The sequence below is a fragment of the Endozoicomonas sp. SESOKO4 genome (assembly GCF_024606275.1).
In genome coordinates this window covers 1-1,828 of the sequence record NZ_JAHHPS010000165.1, presented here as the reverse complement: position 1 = coordinate 1,828, position 1,828 = coordinate 1, and the positions used below count along the sequence as shown (strand labels likewise).

Genomic DNA, 1,828 nt, shown 5'->3' with positions numbered 1-1,828 from the left:
GCCTTTCCTGATGTTGCAGTACTTCAACCGCAGGAAGCCCTGCTGATTTCCAGAGTCTGGTCATAACTTGCAGTAGCCAATGATTGGGAGGGCCGTAGTCACCTATCCAGCCCAGCACTTTTTTCACAGGCTTGTGTTTGGGCAAGCCCTGGTCACAATTCATGGACGAAAAAGTGCGGAACAACTTCATATTGAACTTGCCATCCTTGTGTTTCCATTCCGGCCAGTTCAGTATCTCTTTCACTTTCTCATGTTTGAGCACACCTTTGGAATGATTCATGGACGAGAAGGCGCGGAACAGCTCAATATCGAAATCGTCATCCTTGTGTTTCCATTCCGGCCAGTTCAGCACCTCTTTCACTTGCTCATGTTTGAGTATGCCCTGACCATGATTCAAGGACGTGAAGGCGCGGAATAGCTGTATATTGAACTCGTTATCCTTGTCTTTCCATTCCGACCAGCCCAGCACCTCTTTCACTTTCTCATGTTTGAGCTTGCCCTGGCTACGATTCATGGACGAGAAGGCGCGGAACAGCTCCATACTGAACTCGCCATCTCTGTCTTTCCATTCCGGCCAGCCCAGCACTTCTTTCACTTCCTCATGTTTGAGCATTCCTTTACTACTATTCATGGACGAGAAAGCGCGGAACAGCTCCATAAAGAACTCGCCATCCTTGTCTTTCCATTCCGGCCAGCCCAGCATTTCTTTTATTTCCATGTGTTCGGGCAGGCTTCTCTTTGCGTACATAGATGAGACCGAGCGGAACAGCTCCATACAGAACTCGCCATGCTTGTCTTTCCACTCCGGCCAGTCCAGCACATCTTTCACTTCCTCATGGTTGAGCATGCCTTTACTACTATTCATGGACGCGAAAGCGCGGAAAAGCTCTATACTGAACTCGCCGTCTTTGTGTTTCCATTCCGGCCAGCTCAGCACCTCTTTCACATCCTTATGTTTGAGCATGCCTTTGCTTGTATTCATGGACGAGAAGGCGCGGAAAAGCTCTGTACTGAACTCACCATCCCTGTCTTTCCATTCCGGCCAGCCCAGCACCTCTTTGACTTGCTTATATTTGGGCATGCCTTTGCTACTGTTCATGGACGAGAAGGAACGGAACAACTTTATACTGAACTCGCCGTCCTTGTCTTTCCACTCCGGCCAGCCCAGCAGCTCTTTCACTTCCTCATGTTTCAGCATGCCTCTGTTATGATTCATGGACGAGAAGGCTCGCAATAGCTCCATACTGAACTCGCCATCCTTGCCTTTCCATTCGGGCCAACCCAGCACCTCTTTCACTTCCTTATGTTCAAGCATGCCTCTGCCGCTATTCAAAGAGGAGAAGGTGCGGAACAGCTCCACACTGAACTTGCCATCACTGTCTTTCCATTCAGGCCAGCCCAGCACTTCTTTCACTTCCTCATGTTTGAGCATGCCTTTACTACTATTCATGGACGAGAAAGCGCGGAACAGCTCGATACTCAACTCGCCATCTTTGTCTTTCCATTCCGGCCAGCCCAGCACCTCTCTCACTTCACCATGTTTGAGTATGCCTCTGTCATGATTCATGGACGAAAAAGAGCGGAACAGTTCCGAATTGAACTCGCCATCCTTGCCTTTCCATTCATGCCAGCCCAGAATTGCTTTCACTTCCTTATGTCCGGGCACCCCTTTTCTTTTGTTCATGGACGAGAAGGAAGTCAATACCTTCAAACTCGCTAAATATTGGAGTTCACTCTGGCTACGTTCTGCAAAACTACGGATATGTTTTTTATTATTATTTAGCATGCTGGTCAGCATGCCGGTATTTTTGAAGTTTTCAGAAAGGTG

1 protein-coding gene is annotated in these 1,828 nt (G+C 48.4%); it reads right to left on the bottom strand.

From position 1 onward, the window contains the following. Positions 1–1,798 (bottom strand): hypothetical protein (locus KDK16_RS03060; RefSeq protein WP_257274620.1); only part of this gene is annotated, 1,798 nt, incomplete at its 3' end. Positions 1,799–1,828: the final 30 nt, after the last annotated feature.